The following is a 19,454-nucleotide window of genomic DNA, read 5'->3' as shown; positions in this document are numbered from 1 at the left end:
GCCATGCCGTATGCTGGGGTCTGCCTTTTCTGGAGACGCCAACATGAAACACTCTTTGCTACGCCTGACCCTGCTGGCTTGCGCCGCCTTGGGCGCCCAGGCCAGTGCCCAGGCCGCCTCGCAGGCCGCCAGCATCAAGCCGGGCCTGTGGCAAGTCGACAGCAAGATGGCGTCGCCCGACGCCGCCACCGACAACGCCATGTCCATGGTGCTGCAGCAGCTGGGCAACCTTCCTCCCGATCAACGCAAGCAGCTGGAAAGCATGGCGGCCAGCCGCGGCATGGCCATGCCCACCGTGGGCGCCGACGGCGCCGTGCGCGTGACGGCCTGCGTGACGCCCGACATGGCCGCGCGCAGGCAGATTCCCACGGGCCAGCCCGGCGACTGCAAATCGAAAAACACGGATATCGCGGGCGGCATGCACGTGTCGTTCACCTGCGCCAACCCGAAATCGAGCGGCGAAGGCAAGGTGATGTTCACGGGCGAGCAGGCATTCAGCATGCAGCTGGCCGTGACGACCAGCGCGCGCGGCACGCCGGAACAGGTGAATGTGACGAGCAACGGCAAGTGGCTGGGGGCAACGTGCCCTGCGCCATCCACCGCTGCCGCTCAAAAGCCGTGACGAAAGCCCATATTAAAAGCGGCGTCGCCGCGGCCCGCATCGCTGGCGTTGCCCACCGTGTAGCGGGCGCCATTCTTGTTGTGGATCTTCGCGTAGGACGCGTAGAAATCGCTGCGCTTTGACAGCGAATACGTGAGGCCGACGGCCAGCTGGCTGGCGTCGCGGTTGGCCAGGTCGCGGTCATCCTTGCGCACCCACGACGCCAGCAGCTTGAAGCCGCCCACGGGCACGGACACGCCCAGCAAGGTGTCGCGGCTGTCCGACGACGACATCGACAGGGCCAGCGAACTGTAGGCGTTGTTCGGGTCCCACGGCGAACTGCCATAGCCCTTGTTCACGCCCACGGCGGCAAAGGCGGTGGCCACTTTCAGGTCGATATTGGCCGCGATCAGGGTGTTGCGGGCCGACATATCGATGGCGGGCAAGGTGCCGGAAGCGAGGATGAAGTTGTTCTTGCGCTGGTGCGACACGCTGACATTCACGGCGCCGGCCGAATAGCCGAGCGTGGCGCCATACGCGCGGTTGTTGGCGCTGCTGTACGGCGACTCGCCAAAGCTGTAGATGGCGCTGGCCGACACGCCGCGCAAGGCCGGTGACACGTATTTGACGGTATTGTCGTAGCGTTTCACGCTGTAGCCGGCCAGGTTGCCGGCGCTGCCGGCCATGCCGCCCTTGAACGGGTCGGCCACATCGGTGAGCGCCAGGTATTGCAGGTTGTACTGGCGCCCCAGGGTCAGCGCGCCCAGGCGGCTGTCTAGGCCAACATAGGCCTGGCGGCCGAACAGCCGGCCGTCTTCCGACTGGCCCGTGTCGTTCTGCACACCCGCTTCCAGGGTAAATATGGCAGACACGTCATTGCCCAGCGCTTCGCGGCCCTGCAACCCCAGGCGCGAGCCGGACGCGACGCCGCCGGACACCTTGCTGCCGGCGCAATTGGCAGCGCAGCCCCGTTCGGCAACGATGCCCGCGTCGAGCACGCCGTACACGGCAACGTTACCCGATGCGGCACTGCCCGCGCCATCGGCGGCCTGGGCCGTTGCGCCCAGCGCGAATGGCCCCATCCCTATCACAGCAAGCGCAAAATACGAGGTTTTCATGATAAATATCTCGGTGACGTGGGTGAAACTTCCCGGTATTGATCAGGACATGCGCTGTGTGTCACATCCCAGTGTTACCTTATCCCCGCTTTTTGTCCAGCCATCCGTGCGTTGTACAACAGAAACTTCAGCTTAGTCCCAGGAAACACGTCGCACACTGACAACACGCAAGTTTGACCATGATTGTGGCAATCTGCGGCAAAATGGCGTTAAAAGCAGGCTCTGCCGCAAAGCAGTGTTCGGTGGCGAACGTTGCGCGATTTGACGCAGGCGGTACACTACTGGTTTTACCGACAGCGGCTCGCCCGTTTTTTTGCATGCTAGCCATCCTCGAACGCATAGACCCCAACTCCAGCAATATCGACTTGCTGGTGGCATTATTCAACTCACTGCGTCCCAAGCGCCCGCACGACAGCGCTACCGCGATCGCCAACGTGCGCACCCTGCGCCAGCTTCTCAAAGGTAACCCCGCGCAAGCGCGCGCCCTGCACGAATACGTGCTGCGCGTGCTGGCCGCGCGCCGCCACGCCAGCCTGTACACAGACATCGGCGTGCTGTCGAACAGCGGTTTTTTCACCGAATTGAAACGCCGCATCGCCTACCGCATGCTGCCGCCCGCCTTGGGCGACGAATACCTGAACGACGCGCTCGACCAGGTGCTGTACCTGAAAACCGATTATTTGTGGATCAGCAACGTGCCCGCCACGGACTGGCTGGAACTGTTCGACGTGCTCACCAGCGACGACATCGAACTGGCCGTCGGCGATGGCAACATCATGCTGCCCGGCATGCTCGACGCCATCCGTACCCTGTCCTACCGCGTCTGCGCCATGGGCCTGGAACCGGAGCTGACGCGTTTCCACAATGAAATTGAAGTGTTCCAGTCGCCCTTCATGGTGCAGAACACGGAAGTCAATGCCTACCTGGACGCCTACACGAATCTGCTGCACGGCAATATCGAGCACATCGAGGATGCGCGCCACCTGCTGGTGATGCTGGACCAGTGCGATGCCGTCATCGCCAAGATCCGCAAGAAGGCGCTGTACCAGGGCACCAGCATTCCCCTCACGTATTTATTGGTGGCCTTGGCGCAAAGCATCGACCGCCTGCGCAAGCTGCTGTTCCTCGTCGACACGAGCGGCGAGCTGCCCGCTTCAAACAACGTGGACATCGCCGCCATCACGGTCGACGCCACGCAAGACTTGCTGCACCCGCAACCGGTCAGCCGCCGCCGCGCGGGCGCCGTGGGGCTGGCGCTGGAACTGATACGCGCGCACAACCACAAGTACAAGGTCAGCGACCTGTTCTCCGACAATATCAACTTGCTGGCGCGCAATGTGACGGAAAACGCCAGCCGCACGGGCGAGCACTACATCGCGGAAAACCGCCGCGAGATGGGCGCCATGTTCCTCTCGTCCGCGGGCGCGGGCGTGATCATCGGCTTCATGGCCCTGTTCAAGATCTTGATGTCCTACCTGCGCTCGGCGCCGCTGGTCGAAGCGTTCATGTTCAGCATGAATTACTCGATCGGCTTCATGTTCATCCACTTGCTGCACTTCACGGTGGCCACCAAGCAGCCGGCCATGACGGCCTCGCGCATCGCCGCCGGCCTGCACAGCAAGGATGGACGGAATATCGACCTCGACAGCATGGCGGAACTGATCAACAAGGTCTTCCGCACGCAAAACATGGCCGTGCTGGGCAACCTGGCCACCGCCATCCCCACGGCCTGGCTGATCGCGCTCGGCTACAAGGCGATCACGGGCCACCATCTGGTGTCGCCGGAAAAAGCCATGCACTTGCTGCACGATATAGACCCCATCGGCAGCCCCGCCATCTTCTACGCGATGATTGCCGGCGTGTGCCTGTTCGTCGCTGGCCTGATTTCCGGCTACTATGACAACCAGGCGCTGTACACGCGCTGGGCGCAGCGCATCGCGCAATTGCGCGGCCTGGGCCGCGTCATCGGCCAGGAGCGCTTGCAGCGGCTGGGCCTGTATCTGGAAAACAACCTGGGCGGCCTGATGGGTAATTTCTATTTCGGCATCCTGCTGGGCTCCATCGGCACCCTGGGTTTCCTGATCGGCTTGCCCATCGATATCCGCCACATTACCTTCTCGGCCGCCAACTTTGCGACGGCGCTGGTGGGACTCGATCACAATATGAGCTGGCAACTGGCCGTCAAGTCGCTGTCGGGCATCTTCGCCATCGGCACGGCCAACCTGCTGGTCAGCTTCGGCCTGGCCCTGTGGGTAGCGCTGCGTTCGCGCCAGGTGCGCTTCAAGCACGGCATGCAATTGTTGAAGATTCTGGGCAAGCGCTTCCTGCGCTCGCCCATCGTCTTCTTCTTCGGTTCGAAAAACCCGCCACCACTGGCACTGGCCGATGATTCGGTAAACCTGTCACTGACGACCAAGGCTCAAAAATGACCACCAGGCGCATGCAACCCTGTCTCACCGCCCTACTGCTGTGCTGGACCCTGGCTGCATGCGCCTCGCTGCCCGATGTCAAGAACCTCAACACCACCCTGGAGCCCGTGGCCAGACCCAATGTGATCACGGGCAAGGGAGCCTTGCTGAACGTCAACAGCCGTGCCGCCCTGCTCAACAAGCGCTGGGCCAGGTCCGGCATGGACTTGAAAACCCAGGCCGCGCTGGAAGAGGCGGCCACGGGCGTGCCTTTGATCAAGGGCAACAAGGTAACCCTGCTGTTTGACGGCCCGCAAACGATGGCCGCCATGTTCCGGGCCATCAGCGAGGCGAAGACCAGCATCAACCTGGAAACGTATATCTTCGACCAGGACCCGCTGGGCCTGAAATTTGCCGACATGCTCATCGAAAAGCAGCAAGCGGGCGTGACGGTCAACGTCATCTACGACAGCGTGGGCACGATCGGCGTGCCACAGGCGTTTTTCGAGCGCATGCGCGCGGCCGGCGTGCGCCTGGTGGCGTTCAACCCCGTCAATCCGGCCAAGCTCAAGGGCGACGACTGGAAAATCAACAACCGCGACCACCGCAAGGTGCTGATCGTCGATGGCAAGATGGCGTTTACGGGCGGCATCAACATCAGCGATACCTATGCGAAAAGCTCGCTGTTCCGCTCGAAATCGAAAGCCACCGATAAAAAGGACGTGGGTTGGCGCGATACCCATGTGAAAGTGGAAGGCCCGGCCGTGGCCGCCTTCCAATGGCTATTCATCCGCACCTGGGCCCAGCAGGACCAGGCCGACTTGCCGGATGCCAATTATTTCCCCGTGCTGTCCGAAGTGGGCGACAAGCTGGTGCGCGTGGTGGCCAGCGAGCCGGACGGCGGCTTTGAAATCTACAAGGCATATATTTTAGCCATCCAGGAAGCCAAGAAATCCATCCACATCACGTCCGCCTATTTCGTGCCCGACCAGCAGACGGTCGACGCACTGGTGGCGGCCGCGAAACGGGGCGTGGACGTCACCGTGGTGCTGCCCGGCGTGTCCGACAGCGGCCTGGTGTTCCATGCGGGACACGCGCTGTACGATCAATTGCTGGCCGGCGGCATCCGCATTTTTCATTTGAAACTGGCCGTGCTGCACGCCAAGACGGCCGTCATCGACGGCGCCTGGTCGACCGTGGGTTCGACCAACATCGACATGCGCAGCTTTTTACACAACAGCGAACTGAACGTGATCGTGCTGGGCGACAGCTTCGGCCGGGAAATGGAAAACGCCTTCCAGGAAGACTTGCGCGATTCGGAAGAAATCACCAAAGCAAAATGGGAAACGCGGCCCATTTCGGACCGCATGAAGGAGTGGGCGGCGCGCTTCATGAACTACTGGCTGTAGCGGCCGCCCGCCGCAGCTCAATACCCGATATTCGCCATGGCTTTATATCGCGGAGGCAAGGCGCTGTTCAAGGCCAATACCTTGTCCAGTATTTCCGCCGGCGGCGTGCCTTTTGCCCGCTCCTGTTGCAGCAGGTCGAGGCGCGCCTTCGATGCGGATGTGGCGACGCCAGCGAAATAGGCTTCGGACTCCGGTGTCTGCAGTTCGCCAGAAACAGAATAGCGCACCGTCGGCCAATTCGAAATGTCGATCAGGGGAAAGGCGCCGCTATCGGGTGCGGTATTGAAGGCGAGCAGTTTCTCCGCTTCCGCCGGATCTGCCCTCGCGCTATCAAGCAGCTTGTTGCGGTAATTGCCAGCAACTCCTGCATCAGCAGGAACACCTTGCTTGCCAGCTACCGTCGTTGCCGCCAATTCTGTCACCGCCGCGAATACCTCGGCAAAGGACTTGTTCTCAGGACGAGTCGCCACGTCGCCCGCTCGCGCTGAGAGGGAAGCGACGGGAATGGTTGTTACATTGGTTAACATATATTTCTCCAATTGAATATATTGCCTCAATTGTAATCCACCATCTTATTTACAAATTGCAGATCAAGTCAGAAAATACCCGGCAATTCGCCTTTCCGACTATAGCCTCATCATAAAGGCCGCAAGCTGGCCCACACGCCGCCCTGGCGTTCAAACGCTTCCGTGCTGACTTTTTCAAAGGCGGCGCTGCCTTCATTCCAGCTGTAGCGCTCGACGCGAATGCAACTGTTTTCCACGCGCAGCACGTTGAAGGAATTCGACTCGCCCCTGCCCCGCGTGGACGTGGCCGTTCCCGCCTGCACCATCAGGGCCGCGTAGCCGGCGATCTTGTAGCGCTCGGCCGTGTTGCCCGCCACGCTAGCATGCAAATGCCCCGCCAGCAGCAGATCGACGCCGCACTCGGAAAACATTTGCAGCGCCTGCGGCGCGCGGTCGACCAGGTCATCCTTGTCGAAGTTTTCCGGCAAGTCGAAGGGATGATGCGTGACGATGATGCGCGTCAAGCCGGGCGGCAAACGGCCCAGGCGTTCACGCAGAAAATCGATCTGCTCGTGGCTGATGCGGCCATCCTTGAACGTCAGGGAACGGGCCGTGTTGATGCCCAGCACAGCGATTTCCTCGTCCACGTATTCGGGCGACAAATCGTCCGTGACATGGCGCCGGTATTTCACCAGCGGCGTCAAAAAGCGGGAAACGACGTTGTACAGTGGCACGTCGTGGTTGCCCGGCACCACGATCTGCGGCCCCGGCAAGCTGTCGAGAAAAGCCCGTGCCTGCCGGAATTGAACGCTGCGGGCGCGCTGCGTCAAATCGCCCGAGACCACGACCACGTCCGGCTCCAGGCGCTCGACCAGCGCACGCAAAGGCGCCAGCAGGGCCGCATCGACCTTGCCAAAATGCAAATCGGATAAATGCACGAGGGTACGCATGGCCTAATCCTGGGCTGGCGCCGGCGCGGGCACGATCACATCCAGCGCGGCGGGACGGATGCGGTAGCGCAGCGGCGTATTCATGATGGTCACTTCGCCATCGGTGGCCACGCGCAGGCGGCGGTGTTTCGTGGCAATGTCCAGCTCATTGACCGTCAGCATATCGAAATCCTTGGCTTGCGACAGTTTGCCGAACAGCGCGTGGAGGGCCAGCTTCAGCAAGCCCAGGCGGCCCGGACGCTGCGCCACATACAAGCTCAGCTGGCCGCCATCGAGCCGCTCGCGCTCGCCGATATTCAAGCCTTCCATCAGGTATTCATTATTGCCGATGAAGACGAACGGCGTGCGGCGCGCATGCACGGCGTCGTTGAGTGTCAATTGCACGCTGAGAAACGGGTAGCGGCGCAAGGCGGCCACCAGGGCCCAGCTGAAGGCCAGCCACTTGCCCCGCCCCAGCCGGCGCTGCTGCTTTTCGCGGTCGCGCACGATATCGGGATACAGGCCCAGGCTGGAATTGTTCAGGAAGATGCGGCCATTGACTTCACCCACGTCGACCTGGTGCAACACGCCCTGCGCCACGTTGGCGATGGCCGCATCGAGCGCCAAAGGAATACTCAAATCCTTGGCGAAATGGTTCAAGGTACCCAGCGGCAAGACGCCAAACGGCGTGCCGCTGCCGACCACGACTGACGCGACGGCATTGATGGTGCCGTCGCCGCCACCGGCCACGACGATGGGCGCGCCATCGCGCAAGGCTTGCTCCGCCGTGGCGATCATCTCGGCGCCGCTTTGCGCCAGCGTGATGGCGGCGTCGAGTCCCACGGCGGCGAATTGCGCTTCGAGCTGCTGCGCCCAGTCCGGCGCATAGCCGCAACCGGCGCTCCCGTTGATGATGACTGCAATCTTGCTCAGGATCGTTTCCCCTTATTTGGTTTGCCGGATATGCCGGCGGCGGCGCAGGGTCGACACGCCGGCGATGCAGATGGCCAGCCAGCCATAGCTTTCCGCCATGGCCGCCAGCACGTCGCTCAGGTAATGCGCGCCCAGGTAGATGCGGCTGAAACCCACGAGGGCCGCCATCAGGAAGGCGCCCAGCGCGATGGCGATGCGTTTGCCCCAGGCGCCTGGCGCCGTCTGGCAAATCAGGTAGGCGGCCAGCAAGCCGTACAGGGCCGTCGAGGTGGCAGTATGGCCACTGGGAAAGCTGTACGTGCTCAAGGCCGTCTGCAGGATGGGCTCGTCAAAGCTGGGCCGCGCGCGGACAAAAATATACTTTAACAGCAGGTTCAAAAACATGACGCCCGGCATGGTGATGACCAGGGTAAACAACCAGTAATCGGCGCCCTTGCGGTGCAGATACCAGCCCAGCAAGAGGGCCAGGGTGATGGCGCCGATCACGCCGTGCATGTGCGTGATGACCAGCAGGCAGCTGGTGATCCACGGCACGGCATGCTGGTTGAACCAGTGCGCCACCTGCAGGTCGATCACCGTGATCTGGGCCATGCCCATCACCGCTTCGGCGATCTCGTGGAACACCACGATGGCCACCAGCATCAGGGCCACGCCCACCGTCATATGCAGGCCCAGCTCGCCTTCGGGCGACAGGCGCGCCTCGACGAAGCGGCGCAGTTTCATGGTCCAGCCCGTGGTCATGCGCATGTCATTTTTCTCTTGCAAACTCATCTCTCTTTCATGTCCCCGGTGATGATCAAAAAAACCACACCAGTAAAAAAATACTGTTTATTCATACAGTAGCTGTGTTTTCATACAGTAGTTATGCTATTCTGATGACTCGTTCAACACATCTCCCTCAAAGGAATTGTCATGGCAACATTGAATAGCGGTTTTGGCTCACGGTTCGGCCTGGAATACGCCCCAAGCTCTTTCCTCGTCCGCATGGGCAAGCGCGAAATCCTCGTCTGCCGCGACTTCCGCAAGCGCTACTACACCGTCAATCCCCTGATCGAGTGCGGTACGGGCATCGAGCCGGGCTATGTTGAAGTGCTGCTGATGCGCCGTTGGTTGCTTATTCTATCCAAGGCGCATTAAGAATGACTTTAAAACAAGGTGCTCGCACCCTGTTGTAAAGTCAGCTCGCCCGGCCACGCCGGGAACGCCTCAGTACCGGCCAGCGGCAACGCTGACCGACCCCTCATTACTGTGCGCGCTCCGGTGCGGCCGGGCTGGCAGGTGTTTGCACTGGCAGCACCTTGTCAGACACATTCGCTTCGTACCACAAGGTCACGAACAGCACCATCACGACGGGACCGATGAACAGGCCCACGAGGCCCAGGGTTTCCACGCCGCCCAGAATGCCGAACAGCACGGCCAGGAAGGGCAAGCGGGTGGCGTTGCCGATCATGCCGGGACGCACGAAGTGGTCGGCCACGAACAGCACCACGGTGCCCCAGGCGGCTACGCCGATGGCGGCGCCCACATTGCCCTGAAAGACCAGCAAGGCGGCCGCACTCAGGTAAGCGAGCGGCGCGCCGAACGGGATGATGGCCAGGATGCCCGTGGCAAACGCCCACAGGGCCGGCGACGGCAAGCCGGCAATCGCATAGGCGATGCCGATCAGCACGCCTTCGGCCAGGCCCACCAGCACCAGGCCGTTGACGGTCGCGCGGATGGCCGTCGGGATTTTTTGCGCATAGCGGCCCCAGCGTTCGGGGCGCAGGAAGTGGCTGCCGACGGCCGTGATCTGGCGCGTCAGCGCTTCGCCATCCTTGTAAAAGAAAAACAGGCATAAAAAGGCCAGGCCGAAGTCGACCAGGCGGTGAAACACGTCCGCGCCAAGGATTTTCAGGATGTCGCGCGCGGAATGAAAACCACCGACGGCACTGCCCGCAAAGAAGTGACCGAGGCCATGGGGCTGGCTCAGGGTGGCCAGCCACCAGTCGCCGATGGCGCTGCCGGCCAGCGGAATATGCGCTACCCAGTCCGGCACGGGCAAGCCGTCGGTATTCGCATGGACGATAAAATTGGCCAGCACGGGCACTTCGCGCGCCGCCTGCGCCACGCCGGACAGCACGGGGATGATGAAGATGCAGGCGAACGCCAGGGTCAGCACGGCCGCCGCGATGATGGGTCGCTGACCCAGCGCCGCGCGCACGCGCAGGTACAGGGGCCACGTGGCCACGCACAGGATGCCGGCCCACACGAGCGGCAAAAAGAAACGCTGCATGACGAAGGCCGTCACGGCGATCAAGGCCAGGGAAAAGCCTGCGCTGACGATGTCGCGCTGGGTATCGGTCATACCACTCCATTCATGCCCCGCACCGGTAAGCGTGACGGAGGCTTAGCTACGCGCCAGTTGCGCAGGCATAGCGTAACACGGTGGCATTCCGATTTACACGAGTCCCAGCTCCACCGGTTTCACGCCGGCAAACACATGGTCGAGCTGCGCCGGGGTCAGGCCGAAGGTGCGGCGCAGCAAGCCGCCCAGCACGGCCCGGTATTCATTCAGCACGGGCATGTCGCGGTTCTGGAACAGCGTCGCCTGCGAAATCGCCAGCTGCTCGCCCGCCACCTGCTTGCCTTTGATCCCGCCACCCAGCACCCAGAACACGCTGCCGTGGCCGTGGTCCGTGCCGCGGTTGCCGTTTTCGCGGAAGGTGCGGCCAAATTCGCTGACCACCACCACCACGGTATGGCGCCAGGCGCTGCCCATTTCCTGCGAAAACGCGGCCAGGCCACGCCCCAGCTCATCGAAGCGCCCCGCCAGGTAGCCGTTGGCGCCGCCCTGCCCCACGTGGGTATCCCAGCCGCCCACGTCGACGAAACCGATATTGTATTTGTCCTTCATCAAGCGGGCGATGCGCTGCGCTTCCAGTTCAAAGCCGCGGGTACTGATGGCGTTGCGGTTGGCCGCCTGCATCTCGCCCGTCAATTCCTTCGTTACATCGTCGCGCACGGCAAAGCCCGCGCTGACCGGTTGCTGCAAGGGCGTGCCACGGTACATGGCGGCGATAACCTGGCTTTGACGCGCATCGATGCCCGACTTGCCCACGGTGCGCAGCGCCATGTTCGGCACTTGCACGCCACCTTGAAAAATCAGGGGCAGCTGGTCGGTGAAGGAAATGGCATGGTTGCCCTGATTGGCATTGAGGCTTTGCGCCAGCCGGTTCAGGAAACCCGAGCGGAAGTCGCGCCGCCCGCCGATCTCCTGCCCCAGTTCAATGCTGTCCTGCGTCTCGAAATGGCTGCGCGTCAAATCCGTCGTGCCCGCAAACGGAATGAAGGCCGCCTCGCCGCCGTTGAACATGGGGTAGATGGTCTCGCGCAACGCTGGGTGCAAGGCCCAGTCGGCATTCAGGGCCAGCGCGCCGTTGTCCGCACCGGGTTTCGCAATGGCGATATTCGGCCGCGCCGCATAGTAAAAATCGCTGCCGACCGGCACCAGCAGGTTGTTCGCGTCATAGCCGCCGCGCAAAAACACGAACAACAGCCGGGCATTCGTGGCGGGTGCGGCCAGCAAGCTGCCCGCATGCGACAACAAGGGTCCGGCAGCCAGGGCTTTCAACAGGTCACGACGGTTCATGACAATTCCTTTCAGCGGTGCATCATTTCGGGCGACGAGAGCAGGAAGGTATTCCACTCTTGCGGCGAAGCGGCCTGCTCCAGTGCCTGGCGCGTGGCGGGACTCAAGCCTGGCTGCAGCGACTGGTAATACAGGGCGCTGGCCAGCTGGGGAAACGCCACCTTTTCCTGCGGCTGCGGGCCATCCGTCTTGAACAGGCCGGCGCTGCCCGAGCCGATGGTGCGGGCGATATCGAAACGCGTCGTCATCTGGCCGGGGCTGGCCCAGGAGGCATCCGTCAGAGGATAGCCATCGGGCGTCTGGCGCCCGTACAGTGGCTGGCCCATGCGCGAGAGCCAGTTCAGCATGGGTCCCGCATTCAGGATGGGCTTGTCGTCATAGCTGAGGCGCACGGCCGACACCACGTAATGCATGGGGTCCTTGAATTTCTTGCCCAGCGATTGCTTGAATTCGGGACTGTTGAACATGGTCTGCAGCACGTCGGCGATCATGCCGTCGCTTTTCTGGAAGGTGGCGGCCATGCGCGCCACCAGCGGCGCGGGCGGATTGTCGCTGACGAAATACTGGGCCAGCTTGCCACTGATAAAGTGCGCGGTGGCGGGACTGCGGCTCAGGCGGTCCAGCGCTTCGTCGAGTTCGGCCAGCCCCCTACCCTTCACCGTTTGCCCGAGGAATTGCTTGTCGCCGTAATCGTGGCGGTTCGGGTTGAACTCGAACAATCCCCGGCGCACGTATTGCGACTGCAGCGCCGGCTTGACTTTCGGCGTATCCGCTCCCAGGTTCACCCCCACCCCGGTCAGGATGCGCGCCAGTTCCTGCACGTCCATCTGGCTATAGCCGCCGTTCACGCCCAGGGTGTGCAACTCCATCAGTTCACGCGCATAGTTTTCATTGATGCGCTTGACGGCATTGGCTTCATTGTCCAGGTAGCGCAACATGGCCGGATGGTGGACGGTCGCGCCCAGCAAGTCGCGAAATTTCCCCAGCGCGTGCGGCGCGATGGCGTTCGCCTCGTAATCGCCCACCATGGCGCGCAAGTTGTGCTTGCCCTGGTGCACGCTGAAATGGTTGAGCCAGAACCAGCTCAGCTGCTGCTGCAGCTGATTCGGCGCATACACGTCCAGCAACAGCGACCGCGTGGCAGCCTCGCGCGCCAGGCGGTTGAGTTCCTGCTGGTAATCTTTTTGCGCCTGCTGCTTCGCCATGTCATCCATGACGGCAGCCGACTCCTTGCGCTTTTGCTCCATCGACATCACCAATTGATCGAGCGGCACCTGGCTGATCGTCATGGCGTCGATCTGTGCCTGCACGGCGGGCGGCAGGCTAGTTTTTCCTGGGTGCAACTGCGCCTGCAGGTAAGCGTTCCAGCCTTCCTTTTGTAACTGGCGCACGCTGCCGCCATTCACGCCCCAGCTGACCCGTTCCAGCATGGCGATGCCTTGCGCGGCATTGTCGGGCGCGGCGGCGGCATGCTGCGCGGCCGGCGGCGCCGTCGCGGCGCAGCCGGCCAGCAACAGCAGGCACATCAAGGTCGTCGGCAAGAATCGGTGTGAGGTCATGGCCATCCTTCAAGCGGTTTCATGCAGAATGCCTGAGGGTACGCCCAGGTTGACCTGCGCATGATTGCCATTTGCAACGAGTTGTAATCAATGATGCCATTTTCATCATTGCGCACACTTGTCGCGCAGGAAATCGCGCAGCTGCAGCACCAGCGGCGTCACCTGGGCCCGGTGCATGCACAGCAGCTGCAAAGGCGTGGCCTCGCCCGCCACTTCGGGCAGCAGCACCTGCAGGCGGCCGGCCACCACGTCGCCGGCAACGTCGAGCCGCGATTTATAGGCGATGCCCAGCCCCGCCACGGCCCAGCGCCGCACCAGGTCGGCATCGTCGGCGCTGCGGTTGCCGCTCACTTGCACGGTGATTTGCTCGCGCTGCGGCAGGCGATAAAAGGTCCAGCGGTCGTGCATGCCATCCTCCAGCGCAAAGCGCAGGCAATTGCGCTGCGACAAGTCTTCCAGCGCCAGCAGGGGGCCGTGCTCGCGCAGGTAAGCGGGCGACGCCACCAGCACGCGGTCGTTGGCAGGCGCGATCGGCATGGCGATCATGCTTGAATCGTCCTGCTGTCCGTAACGCAGGGCAATATCGACTTGCTGGCGCACCATGTCGGCCACCCGGTCGCTGACGCTGAGCTGGTACTGCAGCTTCGGGTGGCGCGCCTGGAATTCGTCCAGCCAGCCCAGCATCAGGTTGCGGCCCAGGTCCGAGGGCATGGCAATTTTCAAGGTTCCGCCGAAACTGTCCTTGCCCGCCAGCAGCGCGTCGTGGCCCGCGCGCAGCAGGCGCAAGGCTGCTCGCGCGTGTTCCAGGTATTGCGTGCCTTCCGGCGTCAGGCTCAGGGAACGGGTCGTGCGGGTCAGCAGGCGCATGCCCAGCTCCCCTTCCAGGCGCTTGACGGCGGCGCTGGCCAGCGCGGGCGAAATGCCGATCTCGCGCGCGGCCGCCGACAAACTGCCCCGGTCAGCCGTGCGGACAAACACCTGCAAGTCATCGAGTCGCAGCAATTTTCAGCATTCCTTTGAAAGTGTTTCGCTATGCGCCCTCTTTTTTCTAGACGCGAAAGCAACCATCATACGTCATCGCCTTCCCACTCTAGCCCAAGGATAATCATGAAAGCCATCGCCTACCACCACAGCCTGCCCATCACCGATGACGACGCCCTGCTCGACATCGAATTGCCCACGCCCGTCGCCACGGGGCGCGACCTGCTCGTCGCCGTGCACGCCATCTCCGTCAATCCCGTCGACGCCAAGGTACGCAAGAACCGCGCGCCGCAAGAGGGCCAGCCGGAAGTTCTGGGCTGGGATGCGGCCGGCGTCGTCACGGCCATCGGCCCCGACGTCACCCTGTTCCAGGTGGGAGATAAAGTCTGGTACGCGGGCGCCATCAACCGCCCCGGCAGCAACAGCGAATTTCAATTAGTCGACGAGCGCATCGTCGGCCACATGCCGGCCAGCCTCGATTTCGCCCAGGCCGCCGCCCTGCCGCTCACGGCGATCACGGCCTGGGAATTGCTGTTCGACCGCTTGCAGCTGAGCCGCGACAAGCATCTGACGGGCAAGTCGCTTCTCGTGATCGGCGCGGCCGGCGGCGTCGGCTCCGTGCTGGTGCAGCTGGCGCGGCAATTGACGGGAGTGACCATCATCGGCACGGCCTCGCGCGCAGAAACGGCTGACTGGGTGAAGGAACTGGGCGCCCACCACGTGATCGACCACAGCCTGCCGCTGGCGCAGGAAATCACGCGCCTGGGTTTACCGCCCGTCGATTATGTGATCAGCCTGAACCAGACCGACAAGCATTTCGAGCAAATCGTCGAACTGATCGCCCCGCAGGGAAAATTTGCCCTGATCGACGACCCCGAGCACATCGACGTGCGCAAGTTCAAGGGCAAGAGCGTGTCGCTGCACTGGGAACTGATGTTTACCCGTTCGCTGTTCCAGACGGCCGACATGATCCAGCAACATGAACTGCTGGAAGAACTGGCGCAACTGGTCGATGCGGGCATCATCAAGACCACCCTGGCCGAGCGCTTCGGCACGATCAATGCGCACAACCTGAAACGCGCGCATGCCCTGCTGGAAAGTAATACGGCAAAGGGGAAAATCGTACTCGAAGGTTTCTAAACTCAGCTGATCAGGATGGCCCGGAAATCATTGACGTTCGTCAAGGTCGGGCCCGTGATCACGGCATCTCCCAGCGCCTGGAAGAAGCCGTGGCCATCGTTGTTGTCGAGGCTGTCGCGGGGACGGATAGCCAAGTCCCACGCCCGCTGCAGGGTATCGGGCGCCAGCACCGCGCCGGCGATGTCTTCCTGGCCGTCGACGCCATCCGTGTCGCCCGCCAGCGCGTGGATGCCCTCGTGTCCGTCCAGCGCGATGCCCAGCGCCAGCAAAAACTCCACGTTGCGTCCGCCGCGCCCGTTGCCGCGCACGGTGACCGTCGTTTCGCCGCCCGACAGCAGCACGCACGGGGCGGGAAACGGCTGGCCCCGCACCGCCGTTTGCAGCGCGATGCCGGCCATGACTTTGCCCACATCGCGCGCCTCGCCTTCCAGGCTGTCGCCCAGGATATACGGCATGACACCGGCCGCGCGCGCCACGGCGGCCGCCGCTTCCAGGGCCATCTGCGGCGTGGCGATCAGGGTCGTGCGCGTGCGCGCCAGACGCGGGTCGTCGGGTTTCACGGATTCGCCGCGCCCGCTTTCCAGCGTCTTGCGTATGCTGTCGGGCAATGTGATCCCATAGCGGCGCACGATGGCCAGCGCATCCTCGCAGCTGGTGGCGTCGCCGACCGTGGGGCCGGAAGCGATATCGCCCAGCTTGTCGCCGGGCACGTCGGAAATGGCCAGGGTGATGACTTGCGCCGGATGGCAGGCGGCCGCCAGCCGGCCACCCTTGATGGCGGACAAATGGCGGCGCACGCAATTCATTTCGCCGATGGTAGCGCCCGAGGCCAGCAGCGCGCGGTTCAAGGCTTGCTTGTCTTCCAGGCTGATGCCGTCCAGCGGCAAGGCCAGCAGCGACGAGCCGCCGCCCGAAATCAGACACAGCACCGTATCGTCCGCCTGCAAGTTACCCACCAGATCGAGCATGCGCCGCGCGGCCGCCATGCCGGCCGCGTCCGGCACGGGGTGCGACGCTTCCACGATCTCGATGCGCTCACACGGCACGGCGTAACCGTAGCGCGTCACCACGAGTCCGGACAGGGGACCGGGCCAATGCCGTTCCACGGCTTGCGCCATGGCGGCCGACGCCTTGCCGGCACCGATGACGATCAGCCGCCCCTTGGGCGCGGGCGGCAGATGGGGCGGTATGCAGTGCGATGGCTGGGCCGCTGCGATGGCGGCCTGGAACATGGCTTGCAGCAAGGCACGCGGCGCTGGGGTGGTCGTCATGGTGTTTCCTCCGGTATCCGAACCCGATCATAGCAGTGCCGGCAAGCTGGCGGCTAGAATGGCGGCTTGACCACATCACAGGAATGCCATGAACGACGCCATCGAATGGACCAGTCTAGCCCGCACCTTCGGGCTGTTTACCGTCACGGCCGTGGCTGAACTGCTGGGCTGCTACCTTCCCATGCTGTGGCTGAGCAACAAGGGCAGCGCCTGGCTGCTGTTGCCAGCCGCCATCAGCCTCTTGGTCTTCGTGTGGCTGCTGACCTTGCATCCGGCCGCCAGCGGCCGCGTGTATGCCACGTATGGCGCCATCTATATCGCCACGGCCCTGGGATGGCTGTGGCTGGTGGACGGCATCACACCCGCCTGGACCGACATCGCCGGCGTGGGCCTGGCCCTGGCCGGCGCCGCCGTCATTGCCATGGGACACAAGACGGCTTGACGTGCATCAGGCACCATGCGCGCGGAAATTCGTTTCCGCCGACCATGCCGCGCTGGCGCGGGCCAGCAACACGGCTTCGCCATCGGCCAGCCAGTCGTCCGCATCGGCGATCTTCCACATGGCTTGCAGCAGCTTGCGGCGCAAGTCCGGATCATCGATTTCATCGAGCAGGCTGTCGATCACGCCATTGGCCAGTTGCACGGCGCCATGCACGGTCGACGTCAGCATGTCGTCGCACAGGTCTTGCAGCAGCTGTTGAAAAGCGGCCGGCGCCAGGTCGATATGTTCGAGGATCTTGCTGCGGTGCATCGCTTGCAGCTCGGCACTGGCCAGGTTGCCATCGACTACCATCATCAGGGCCAGAATACGGCCCGCTGCCTGGGGACTGTTCGCTTCATAGGTACGCATGATTTTCTACTCTTTCTATTAGTCAATTAAAAGGCACGCCACCGCCAGGCGGGGCGCGCCGTACCGCATTTACTTCTTGTCGCTGCGGGTGATGAACACGCTCGCCACGCAGCTAGCCACGATCAGCACTGCCACCACCAGCAAGGACGCTTCCACCGGCACGTGGTACCACGGCATGATCAGCATCTTGGCGCCGATGAACACGAGCACCATCGCCAGGCCATACTTGAGCATGTGGAAGCGGTCAGCCACATCCACCAGCAGGAAGTACAGGGCACGCAAGCCCATGATGGCGAACAGGTTCGACGTGAAGACGATGAACGGATCCGTCGTGATGGCAAAAATCGCCGGGATCGAATCGACCGCAAACACCAGATCCGTCACCTCGATCAGGATCAGCACCAGGAACAGCGGCGTGACATAGCGCAAGCCGCCCTTTGCCACAAAGAATCGCTCACCGTGGTCGCCATCGGCCACCCGCAAGTGGCGGCGGGCAAAACGCAGCACCGGGTTGTTCGCCACGTCCGGTTCCGCATCGGCCGCCACCAGCATGCGCATACCCGTCACCAGCAGGAAGGCGCCGAACAGGTACAGCACCCAGCTGAACTCGCTTACCACCCAGGCGCCGGCCATGATCATCACGGCACGCATGACGATCGCGCCCAGCACGCCATAAATCAACACGCGGCGCTGGTACTGGATCGGCACCTGGAAGGCGCTGAAGATCAGCAGGAAGACGAACACGTTATCGACCGACAGCGCTTTCTCGATCAGGTAGCCGGAGAAAAACTCCAGCGCCTTCTGGTTGGCGATCTCGGGACCGGCCGTGCCGTTCAGATACCACCACAGGCCGCCGTTGAACAGCAGGGCCAGGCTGACCCACACCAGCGACCACGTGGCCGCTTCCTTGACGCTGACCTTGTGCGCCTTGTTGCCGCCGAAGACGAACAAGTCCAGCGCCAGCATCACCAGAACAAAGGCGATGAAGCCGGCCCACATGGGTGCCGTAGCAATACTTTCCAGGCCGTTCATCGGCGGCCTCCGCAACTGTCTGTTTGTATCCTGAAGTCCATGACACTCTCCTTGCATGAATTGAGCAGCCATCATAGTCCGAATATAAACATCGAACAAATCGAATATAATTTAAGAATACATCGAAAAACTCGATGTATTAGCTTTAGGGAAAAGCATGTCGACACTCAACTTCAAACACTTGCGCTACTTCTGGATGGTGGCCAAGACGGGCAGCATCGCGCGCGCGGCCGAGCAGCTGCACCTGACGCCGCAATCGATCTCCGGACAGCTCAGCGAATTTGCCGACACCCTGGGCGTGGAATTGTTCCGCCGCAGCGGGCGCCAGCTGGAATTGACGGACACGGGCCGGCGCATCCTCAGCCATGCCGAAAGCATTTTCAACACGGGCGATGAACTGCTGGAAATCGTGCGCGACCAGTCGCGCACGGCGACGACGACGTTTCGCGTGGGCTGCGCCGATTCCGTGTCGAAACTGATCGCTTGCCGCCTGGTCGCACCGGCGCTGGGCCTGGCCGAACCGCTGCGCATCATTTGCCGCGAAGGACGACTGGCCAGCCTGCTGGCGGACCTGGCCGTGCACCGGCTCGACCTGATCATGGCGGACCGCCCCATGCCGGCCCACTTGAGCGTGCGCGGCTTTAACCATCTGCTCGGTGAAAGCGGCATGACCCTGTTCGGCACACAAGCCCTGGCCGCCACCCTGACGGGCGGCTTTCCGCAGTGCCTCGATGGCGCGCCGCTGTTGCTGCCGGGCGAAGACTTCGCCATTTACGGGCGCTTGCTGCAATGGCTGGGCGACAATCACCTGCACCCGCGCATCGTCGGAGAGTTCGACGACAGCGCCATGATGAAAGCCTTCGGCCAATCCGGCGCCGGCCTGTTCTTTGCCCCCACCGTCATCGCGCCCCAGGTGTGTGAACAATATGCCGTGGTGGCGCTGGGGCGGGTCGACAGCCTCGTCGAGCAAGTGTATGCGATCACCACGGAACGGCGTTTGAGCCACCCGGCCACCATCGCCATCAGCCAGAGCGCGCGGCACGAGTTGTTTGTGTAACAGCCCCAACACCGCGAGACATAAATACATTC

The 19,454-nt window shown here is 62.7% G+C and carries 19 protein-coding genes; 7 read left to right on the top strand and 12 right to left on the bottom strand.

The genetic code is table 11. The features are described from left to right. The first annotated feature begins 43 nt into the window (after positions 1 to 43). A complete protein-coding gene (locus CLU91_RS24585; RefSeq protein ID WP_100876207.1) occupies positions 44 to 622 on the top strand; it encodes a DUF3617 domain-containing protein in 579 nt (192 codons plus the stop codon). On the opposite strand, the gene CLU91_RS24580 is transcribed toward CLU91_RS24585, so the two are convergent. Then, positions 610 to 1,719, bottom strand: coding sequence for a porin (locus tag CLU91_RS24580; protein WP_100876206.1), 1,110 nt, complete (start codon positions 1,717 to 1,719; stop codon positions 610 to 612). The two genes, CLU91_RS24585 and CLU91_RS24580, sit on opposite strands and share 13 nt — an antisense overlap. A 317-nt stretch (positions 1,720 to 2,036) precedes the next feature. On the opposite strand from CLU91_RS24580, the gene CLU91_RS24575 reads away from it, so the two are divergent. Then, the gene (locus CLU91_RS24575; protein WP_100876205.1) at positions 2,037 to 4,148 is read left to right on the top strand and encodes a site-specific recombinase; all 2,112 of its coding nucleotides are present in this window, start codon (positions 2,037 to 2,039) and stop codon (positions 4,146 to 4,148) included. Positions 4,149 to 4,159: 11 nt separating this feature from the next. Next, positions 4,160 to 5,536, top strand: coding sequence for a cardiolipin synthase (gene cls, locus CLU91_RS24570; RefSeq protein WP_442906581.1), 1,377 nt, complete (start codon positions 4,160 to 4,162; stop codon positions 5,534 to 5,536). Between the two features lie 17 nt (positions 5,537 to 5,553). Here the strand turns inward: cls and CLU91_RS28310 are convergent, their stop codons facing one another. The 4 genes from CLU91_RS28310 to CLU91_RS24550 all read right to left on the bottom strand — a co-directional run bounded on the left by CLU91_RS28310 (position 5,554) and on the right by CLU91_RS24550 (position 8,675). Continuing rightward, entirely contained in the window at positions 5,554 to 6,063 is a 510-nt protein-coding gene (locus CLU91_RS28310; RefSeq protein ID WP_198521400.1) for a hypothetical protein, read from the bottom strand. 110 nt (positions 6,064 to 6,173) lie between these two features. Further along, a complete protein-coding gene (locus tag CLU91_RS24560) occupies positions 6,174 to 6,992 on the bottom strand; it encodes a metallophosphoesterase family protein (RefSeq protein WP_100876203.1) in 819 nt (272 codons plus the stop codon). Positions 6,993 to 6,995: 3 nt separating this feature from the next. Further along, a complete protein-coding gene (locus CLU91_RS24555; RefSeq protein WP_100876202.1) occupies positions 6,996 to 7,904 on the bottom strand; it encodes a diacylglycerol/lipid kinase family protein in 909 nt (302 codons plus the stop codon). 12 nt (positions 7,905 to 7,916) lie between these two features. After that, positions 7,917 to 8,675 (bottom strand): phosphatase PAP2 family protein, encoded by a 759-nt coding sequence (locus CLU91_RS24550; RefSeq protein ID WP_232730870.1) that lies wholly within the window; start codon positions 8,673 to 8,675, stop codon positions 7,917 to 7,919. Between the two features lie 141 nt (positions 8,676 to 8,816). Between CLU91_RS24550 and CLU91_RS24545 the strand changes: the two genes are divergently transcribed. Further along, the gene (locus CLU91_RS24545) at positions 8,817 to 9,041 is read left to right on the top strand and encodes a hypothetical protein (protein WP_010396348.1); all 225 of its coding nucleotides are present in this window, start codon (positions 8,817 to 8,819) and stop codon (positions 9,039 to 9,041) included. A gap of 106 nt (positions 9,042 to 9,147) precedes the next feature. On the opposite strand, the gene CLU91_RS24540 is transcribed toward CLU91_RS24545, so the two are convergent. From CLU91_RS24540 to CLU91_RS24525, 4 genes are all read right to left on the bottom strand, one after another. Beyond that, the gene (locus CLU91_RS24540) at positions 9,148 to 10,248 is read right to left on the bottom strand and encodes an AI-2E family transporter (protein WP_100876201.1); all 1,101 of its coding nucleotides are present in this window, start codon (positions 10,246 to 10,248) and stop codon (positions 9,148 to 9,150) included. A gap of 93 nt (positions 10,249 to 10,341) precedes the next feature. Beyond that, positions 10,342 to 11,532: a DUF1501 domain-containing protein gene (locus CLU91_RS24535; protein WP_100876200.1), complete on the bottom strand. Its 1,191-nt coding sequence runs from the start codon at positions 11,530 to 11,532 to the stop codon at positions 10,342 to 10,344. 11 nt (positions 11,533 to 11,543) lie between these two features. Continuing rightward, entirely contained in the window at positions 11,544 to 13,091 is a 1,548-nt protein-coding gene (locus tag CLU91_RS24530) for a DUF1800 domain-containing protein (RefSeq protein WP_100876909.1), read from the bottom strand. 105 nt (positions 13,092 to 13,196) lie between these two features. Continuing rightward, on the bottom strand, positions 13,197 to 14,093 hold the full coding sequence (locus tag CLU91_RS24525) for a LysR family transcriptional regulator (RefSeq protein ID WP_100876199.1): 897 nt from the start codon (positions 14,091 to 14,093) through the stop codon (positions 13,197 to 13,199). Between the two features lie 105 nt (positions 14,094 to 14,198). Here CLU91_RS24525 and CLU91_RS24520 point away from each other — a divergent pair, with 105 nt between their 5' ends. Further along, on the top strand, positions 14,199 to 15,212 hold the full coding sequence (locus CLU91_RS24520) for a zinc-binding alcohol dehydrogenase family protein (RefSeq protein WP_100876198.1): 1,014 nt from the start codon (positions 14,199 to 14,201) through the stop codon (positions 15,210 to 15,212). A gap of 2 nt (positions 15,213 to 15,214) precedes the next feature. On the opposite strand, the gene CLU91_RS24515 is transcribed toward CLU91_RS24520, so the two are convergent. Then, on the bottom strand, positions 15,215 to 16,483 hold the full coding sequence (locus tag CLU91_RS24515; protein ID WP_100876197.1) for a glycerate kinase type-2 family protein: 1,269 nt from the start codon (positions 16,481 to 16,483) through the stop codon (positions 15,215 to 15,217). Positions 16,484 to 16,571: 88 nt separating this feature from the next. Here CLU91_RS24515 and CLU91_RS24510 point away from each other — a divergent pair, with 88 nt between their 5' ends. Further along, positions 16,572 to 16,925: a YnfA family protein gene (locus CLU91_RS24510; protein ID WP_100876196.1), complete on the top strand. Its 354-nt coding sequence runs from the start codon at positions 16,572 to 16,574 to the stop codon at positions 16,923 to 16,925. Positions 16,926 to 16,931: 6 nt separating this feature from the next. On the opposite strand, the gene CLU91_RS24505 is transcribed toward CLU91_RS24510, so the two are convergent. Both CLU91_RS24505 and CLU91_RS24500 read right to left on the bottom strand, forming a co-directional pair. Next, positions 16,932 to 17,333: a tellurite resistance TerB family protein gene (locus CLU91_RS24505; RefSeq protein ID WP_100876195.1), complete on the bottom strand. Its 402-nt coding sequence runs from the start codon at positions 17,331 to 17,333 to the stop codon at positions 16,932 to 16,934. Between the two features lie 69 nt (positions 17,334 to 17,402). Next, on the bottom strand, positions 17,403 to 18,365 hold the full coding sequence (locus CLU91_RS24500) for a TerC family protein (RefSeq protein WP_100876194.1): 963 nt from the start codon (positions 18,363 to 18,365) through the stop codon (positions 17,403 to 17,405). A gap of 157 nt (positions 18,366 to 18,522) precedes the next feature. Here CLU91_RS24500 and nhaR point away from each other — a divergent pair, with 157 nt between their 5' ends. Continuing rightward, complete coding sequence (gene nhaR / locus CLU91_RS24495; protein ID WP_100876193.1) at positions 18,523 to 19,422, top strand: transcriptional activator NhaR; 900 nt, start codon at positions 18,523 to 18,525, stop codon at positions 19,420 to 19,422. Positions 19,423 to 19,454: the final 32 nt, after the last annotated feature.

Origin of the sequence: Janthinobacterium sp. 64 (assembly GCF_002813325.1) — a bacterium.
Lineage (GTDB): Bacteria > Pseudomonadota > Gammaproteobacteria > Burkholderiales > Burkholderiaceae_D > Janthinobacterium.
This window is presented reverse-complemented; position numbering and strand designations above follow the sequence as displayed.